Annotated in this window: 9 protein-coding genes; all 9 read left to right on the plus strand. The window is 68.5% G+C overall.

The genetic code is table 11. The annotated features are described in order from the left end of the window. Positions 1–356, plus strand: a 356-nt coding sequence (locus RIC11_RS20645) for a hypothetical protein (protein WP_350214295.1), incomplete at its 5' end; no start/stop codon positions are given. Positions 357–528: 172 nt separating this feature from the next. Beyond that, positions 529–3,135, plus strand: a complete 2,607-nt coding sequence (locus RIC11_RS20650) for a DUF3987 domain-containing protein (protein WP_350214296.1) — start codon at positions 529–531, stop codon at positions 3,133–3,135. A 26-nt stretch (positions 3,136–3,161) separates the two neighbouring features. Beyond that, positions 3,162–3,419 carry a hypothetical protein gene (locus RIC11_RS20655; RefSeq protein ID WP_350214297.1) on the plus strand — a complete coding sequence of 86 codons (258 nt, stop codon included), beginning with the start codon at positions 3,162–3,164 and terminating at the stop codon, positions 3,417–3,419. Beyond that, positions 3,416–3,634, plus strand: a complete 219-nt coding sequence (locus RIC11_RS20660) for a hypothetical protein (protein ID WP_350214298.1) — start codon at positions 3,416–3,418, stop codon at positions 3,632–3,634. The genes RIC11_RS20655 and RIC11_RS20660 overlap by 4 nt, the downstream gene beginning before the upstream one ends. A gap of 170 nt (positions 3,635–3,804) precedes the next feature. After that, positions 3,805–4,542, plus strand: coding sequence for a hypothetical protein (locus RIC11_RS20665; RefSeq protein ID WP_350214299.1), 738 nt, complete (start codon positions 3,805–3,807; stop codon positions 4,540–4,542). Next, entirely contained in the window at positions 4,535–4,753 is a 219-nt protein-coding gene (locus RIC11_RS20670) for a hypothetical protein (protein WP_350214300.1), read from the plus strand. The genes RIC11_RS20665 and RIC11_RS20670 overlap by 8 nt, the downstream gene beginning before the upstream one ends. A gap of 26 nt (positions 4,754–4,779) precedes the next feature. Then, complete coding sequence (locus tag RIC11_RS20675; protein ID WP_350214301.1) at positions 4,780–4,968, plus strand: hypothetical protein; 189 nt, start codon at positions 4,780–4,782, stop codon at positions 4,966–4,968. Next, positions 4,961–5,635 (plus strand): hypothetical protein, encoded by a 675-nt coding sequence (locus RIC11_RS20680; RefSeq protein WP_350214302.1) that lies wholly within the window; start codon positions 4,961–4,963, stop codon positions 5,633–5,635. Before RIC11_RS20675 ends, RIC11_RS20680 begins: the two co-directional genes overlap by 8 nt. Before the next feature lie 3 nt (positions 5,636–5,638). Beyond that, positions 5,639–6,327: hypothetical protein (locus RIC11_RS20685; RefSeq protein WP_350214303.1), on the plus strand; the 689-nt coding region annotated here is incomplete at its 3' end.

Here is a 6,327-nt window from a genome sequence, read left to right on the forward strand (position 1 = left end):
CCGTTGCTAAGAGACCGACCCGAACTACCAAGGCCGCCGACACCGGCCTCAGTGGCTTTCTGGTCACGCTGCACCTGTTCCCCGGCGACGACTTGCCGCAGGGGCTCTTCCCGACGCACGCGGCCGCTAAGCGATACGCCGAGACCGTGCCGCTCGACAAGCTCGTGAGCACGTTCGGTTACTGCATCGACGGCCGCGAGATTGAGGACGTTGTCTTCACCATCACCGAGTTCGATGGCGGCCGCCCCGCGGCGAATAGCGGGGTTGAGCGGTCGGACTTCCCACGGTGCATGGACGCGACTCGCGACTTGAGCGGCGAAGCTCAACCACCCGGCCCCGGCTGGGAGTTCTTTTGACCCGCTGAACCGAGCACCCGCGCGGCGCTGTGCCGCGCGGGCGCTCTTCGATTCAACCTGGCTCGGCGCCACGGACCAACGCGGCCGAGCAAACGCAGGAGCTACAAGTGAAGCATACCAAAAGAGAACCGATCCCGCCCTCAGCGTTCCGCCAAGCGGGGGAGGCGCGATCGTGAGCGATACCAACGGACTGACGCGACGCGGCATCGACGCCAACGAGCTGAAGCAGCAAGCCGCCGGCCGCTGGCTGGAGATCGTCACCACGGTGGCCGGCATCCCCGCCGATCACCTGGACGGCAAGGGCCACCCCTGCCCGACGTGCGGCGGCACGGACCGCTTCTCGGCGTTCCGCGACTTCGCCGAGACGGGCGGCGTTATCTGTCGCCACTGCTTCCCGAAGGGGGCCGACGGCCTCGCCACGGTGCAGCATTTCGCCGGCGTCGACTTCCCGACGGCCTGCCGGCTGGTCGGCGACTACGTCGGCGGCACGTGGTCATCGTCAACGGCACGATCGGCGATCACGACGCCGAAGGGCGGGAGACCGACGAAAACCGGTTCCACGGTGGAACCGGTTTCGCTCTCCGACCCGGAAGAGCAATTCGACACCTGCGCCGAGCTGGTCCGAAAGTGTCACCCGGACGCGGTGAAGGTCTACCGCTACCAGCACGCGAACGGGGCCGACGCCGGCGCCCAAATCCGCAGGCCGCCCTCGGCCGAGGATCGCCGGAAGGGCAAAACCAAAACGTTCCGGTCGGTCAGCAAGGCGGGCAACGGCAAGTGGGTCAACAAAGCGATGCCCAAGCCGCGGCCGCCGTTCCGGGCGCCGGAGGTGGTCGCGTCGGATGGCCTGGTGCTGATCGTGGAGGGCGAGAAAGACGTTGAGACGCTCGAGTCGATCGGCATGGTGGCGACGACCTGGCCCGGCGGCGCCTTGGCGGTGAAGCTGGCCAACTGGGAGATCGTCGCCGGACGAGACTTGGTCCTCCTCGGCGATCACGACGACGCGGGCCGCGACGCGGTCGACGCGGTTGTCGCCGAGCTGGGCAACCTGACGCCGCAACCACGCGTGCGGCGGCTGACGCTCGACACGCTGCCTGACGGCTCGCCGATGCCCGTAGGCGGCGACGTAAGCGACTGGATCGAAGCCCACGGCGAGTCCGCCGAGCCGGAGGTCATCAGGGAGAACCTCGAGGCGCTGATCGCCACGGCGGAGGTGGTCGGGCTGCCGACGCCGGAGGCGCCGCTGCCGGAGTGGCGCCCGTTCCCGACGCACCTGCTGCCCGATCCGCTCCGCTCGCTCGTACAGGAAGCGGCCGCCGCGATCGGCTGCGATGAGTCGATGGTCGCCTTGCCGGGGCTCGCGATCTGCGCCGCCGCGATCGGCGCCACACGTGTCGCGAGGATCAAGCGGGGGTGGAAAGAGCCGTCGATCCTCTGGGCCGCCCTGATCCACCCGAGCGGCGGCACCAAGAGCCAAGGGCGCAAGGTGGTCCTCGAGCCCCTGCTTGCCCACCAACGGCGCGCACGCCGCGAGTACGAGGAACAGGCCCTCGCCTACGAGGCGCAGCAGGCCGAATACAAGAAGGCCCTCAAGGCGTGGGAGAAGTCTAAAGACAACGGCCCGCCCCCCGAGGCGCCCGTGCTCCCCGTCGAGGTCGAGTTCATCACGAGCGACGCCAACGTCGAAGGCGTGATTCGCGTGCTGAACAGGAACCCGCGCGGCGTGCTCCTGGAGCGTGACGAGCTGGCCGCCTGGGTCAAGTCGTTCAACCAGTACCACAACGGCGGCGCCGACGCTCAGAACTGGATCGGCGCCCACGGCGGCGATTACATGAAGGTGAACCGCGCCGGGTTCAGCAAGTCGCTGTACGTGGCCAACGCGGCGGTGAGCGTGTCGGGCACGGTGCAGCCCGAAGTCTTAAGCGAGGTCCTGAAGGGCGAGCACACGCACTCCGGGTTCGCCGCGCGGCTGCTAATGGCCTGGCCGCCGCTGAAGGTCAAGCGGTGGTCCGAGCGGGAGGTGAGCGACGCGACGCAGCGGCGCTACGCCGAACGGCTCGCCGCTCTTCTCAGCCTCGACTTCTCAGTCGACGAAGAGGGGGAGTCCTACCCGTACCCCGTCCGGCTGTCTGCCGGGGCGCTCGAGCGGTTTAGAAGGTTCGTCGACGAACACGGCCTCGAGGCTCTGGACCTGGGCAACGCCGAGCGGGCCGCCCACGCGAAGCTCGAGGGCTACGCCGCGCGGCTGGCGCTGGTCATGCAGTTGATCGACGACCCCGACGCGGAAGAGATCACCGAGGACATGATCTCGAGGGGAATCGAGTTGACCCGCTGGTTCGGAAACGAGGCTGCCCGGTTCTACCGGCGCCGCGGCCCAGACGCTCGAGGGGGCGTCGACGAGAAGCTCGTCGCCTGGATCGAGGCGAAGGGGGGCGTGGTCACCGCCCGCGACGTGCAACGGGGCCGCCGCAACCTGAAGACGATCGAGGACGTGGAGAAGGCGCTCGACAAGCTCGTCGCCGCCGAGCGGGGCGAGTGGCTGCCGTTCGAGATCGGCGAGAAGGGGGGCCAACCCTCCCGCAAGTTCAAGCTCACCGGAGCGTCGACGCCGACACAACCCGCCGAACACCGAGGTTTAGGGGGTTCCGTCGACGTCGACACGCTGGCGAAACGAGAAACCGCGTTCGATGCCTACTCCGACGGGACCGACGGTTACGTGCCTGCTGGCGCCGGGGTCAACGGCGCCGACCCAGCCGACGACTGGGGGGTCGAGCCGTGATTCAGTACCCCCCGCCGAGCCCCCGCGTGCTCGCCGCTTTGGATGAGGTCCTCGAGGCCAACGGCATCGAGCGCCGGGTGATAGGCGGCCGCCTGAGGATCAACCCGACCCGCGGCCCCGTGTCTGGCGCCGACCGCGAGCTGATCCGGTTCTATGCCGACGACCTGGCCCGCTGGCTCGAGGGCGCCCACGGCGCCGGCCTCGTGTCCGACGACGACCCGGCGGTGATCACCGCCATCGACACGTTCGTCGCGTTGTACGCGAAGGGGGTCACCGCAACATGACCACCCCCGACTACCACGACCGCGTCGAGCGCGCCTTCCGCGCCTGCGAGCTGTCCGACGCCAACCCGTACCGGCGCCGCGTGGCCGAGCGGCTGGAGGATCACCACCTGGTTGCCGTGCTCGCCGAGGTCGAGGGGCAAGTCGACGACGTGATGGCGGCGCTCGGCGGCCCGCACCGAAGCCAGCCAGACGGACCGCGAGACGCCCGCCGTTGAGCACCGCATCGAAACAGCGAGGGAGACCGCCGAGGCTTTGAGCGAGCCGCACACGGCGTTCTGAGCACCACCCCCACCCCGCGGGTCCTTGGAAACGCTTCCACGCTAGGTTTCCCACCCCCCCCGACCGTTTATCAAGCTTTTCCCCAACGTGACCCCGTGACCGCCGCATGAGCGCCTCCCTAGTCCGCCTGCTGGCCGCCTCAGACGCCCTGTGGTGCCCCTTCCGCTGGAAGCCGACAACACGAAACACCGCGGGAGCGGCCGTGTGGGAGCGCCGCACGGCGTACCCGCTTGCGGGCGTCCCGTGGTCTGTGGGGGGGAGCGTGGCTCAGCGAAAGAGCGGCGAGCGCGAGCTGAAGGCCATGCGGGCTGCGGGTTGGATCCGGCTGCATGGCGGCAAGCAGAGGACGGGCGTCTCACTGACAGCCCACGGCGACGACGTGGCCCGTTCGTTGGTGGGCGCAGCCTTGGCGTGGGAGGCGTTCCCGACCTTGGCGATGGTCGCCGATCTGGAAGAGCGGTTCGGCAACGGCGCGCCGGAGACCTTCGTGGTCGGCAAGGGCGATTGGGGGGAGGTCGCAACGTCGGAGCTGGTCGGGTTGGAGTACCGCCTGCTTCCGTTGCTGCATCGCGGCTGGCTCACCTCCGACAGCGACATCGGCTCGCGAGTCGCGTACCACGTGACGGCTGCGGGCCGAGCCGCCGAGCCGCTAGCCGAGCCCCCTGGCATGCCGGCGTTCGATGGCGAGCTGGCTGACGTCTACGGCGAGTTGCTGCTTGAAGGGCTCGAAGAGCGGGAGTCGTGGGAGGCTTCGAAGCCCGCCATGACGGCGATCCCGAAGTCATGCGGGCTGTGGACCCCTTACGCAGAGTTCGTAAAGCACCGGGAGGCGCGCCGTGATTGACTGGACCGAGACGGACATCGTGTTCATCCGCCGCCCGCCGAAGCCCCAGTGCCCCCGCTGCGGCTCTGAGCGACGCATCATCACCAAGTCGATGGCGTTGGAAGGTGATGGCAGCCGCACGCAGCGCAGCATCTGCGAACGGTGCTCTAGCCGGTTTCGCGTTGTGGTCGAGCGGGCCGAATCGGAGCCTGCCAACGATTGGCAAACATGACCCCCGCCCCCGGTAGGATTCGAGGCATGAACACCACCGCCACATTCATTCCTGAAACCGACCTAACGCCCGACGAGATTCGCGCCGGCGAGCGCGATGGCGTGCTAGTCGCCTGGCGGGTCGACGAGACCGGCAAGCAGTGGTTCCGGCACACGCCGGTGATTCACGGCGTACCGGCGGCGGATTCACAACTCGAGGCCGCCGTCGATGCTTGAGACGCTCCGCCAGTTCGCCTTACAGATTGCCCCCGAGCTGTCCGCTCAGCCGCTGTACGTAGTGCAGCAGCCCGCGATCTACCCGCAGACGACCTACGCGAGCGCGTACGCTTTAAAGTTCGGCTGCCCGATCATCCGGCAAGTCGTCAAGGAGGCTGGCGACTGGATCGGTAACGGCCCCGCGATCGTGATTATCGAGGAGCCGGCCGACAGCAGAGACTTGCTCGCCACGATCGTGCACGAAACCGCCCACCTGGTCCCGAGCAAGAAGCTCAGCGAGGACCGGGAGCCGACAGCCGCCGAAATGGTTGGCGCGTTCCGCATGGCCGAGAGGTGGGCGGAGACGCCCGAGATTCACCAAGGCCCGAGCGGCGAGCCTTGGGGCGGCGCTCACGGCATCGACTTCATCCGCCGCGCCTTGCACCTGCACGATCGGGCGTTGCGTCACGGCCACGACGTTCCGTTCGACTCGCTCGGCGTCGCCGGCCACTACTACGGCTTGTCCTGGGCCGGCAAGTACGCCCGCGCCCTCGGCGATGAGCCGGAACGCATGCGGAGCCTGACCTTCGCAGAAATCGAAGCGACCGACCCGCCGCAGGCCTTCGCTCGGCTCTTCGATGAAGACGTGGAGCGATGGCGTACCGAACACCAAGCCACAGAGGATTGACCCATGCTGACCGAAGCCACTATCGACCGGACCCGCATGCTCGCCGGGATGGAATCCGCGGCCGCCCTCGGCCAACCGACCACCGGCGACCGCCGCAAGCGACGCCGAGAGATTCGCCAGCGGCTCGCCGAGTGCGAAAAGGCCGACGCGGCCATCGCCGAGTTGACCGCCTACGCGGAGACGCTCGACAAGCAGCTAGACGACGCGGCCGACGAACACAACCGCGACGCCGCGCCGTTGCAGGCCAAGCTTGCGGCCGCGACTATCCCCGAGAAGCGAGTCGCGATTCGGCAGCAGCTGGACGTGCTCAACGCCGCGCTGAAGACCCGCTGCGACGACATCAACGCGAAGCTCGCCACGGTCGCCACGGAGATCGCGGCGGAGCGTGAGCGGTTGTACGCCCGGCCCGTTCTGGAGCGGGCGCTGATTGCCCAGGGCGAGCCCCGCCTGCTGTGCGAGTGGAAAGTGGCGCAGCGGACCCTCGCCCTCGCCCAGCAACGGGCGAAGGCGTCCGGCAGAGACCTTGCGGAGTTTGAGCGCGAGTGGGGCTACCGGCAAGAAACGTCGGAGCGGTACGTGGGCGACTTCTCGTGGAAGCCGGTCGAGCCCAGCAAGCGGGAGAAGTCGCCAGCCGACTACGAGCCGCCCAGCGGCGACGACTACGAGTTCCTGAAGCTCGAGGCGGCGACCGC

This window comes from Botrimarina sp. (genome assembly GCF_040219535.1).
GTDB lineage: Bacteria > Planctomycetota > Planctomycetia > Pirellulales > Lacipirellulaceae > Botrimarina.

Bases quoted from the DNA above. Each gene is read 5' to 3' on its own strand.
- RIC11_RS20660 (WP_350214298.1), top strand. From the start codon at position 3,416: ATGACCACCCCCGACTACCACGACCGCGTCGAGCGCGCCTTCCGCGCC.
- RIC11_RS20665 (WP_350214299.1), top strand. From the start codon at position 3,805: ATGAGCGCCTCCCTAGTCCGCCTGCTGGCCGCCTCAGACGCCCTGTGG.
- RIC11_RS20675 (WP_350214301.1), top strand. From the start codon at position 4,780: ATGAACACCACCGCCACATTCATTCCTGAAACCGACCTAACGCCCGAC.
- RIC11_RS20680 (WP_350214302.1), top strand. From the start codon at position 4,961: ATGCTTGAGACGCTCCGCCAGTTCGCCTTACAGATTGCCCCCGAGCTG.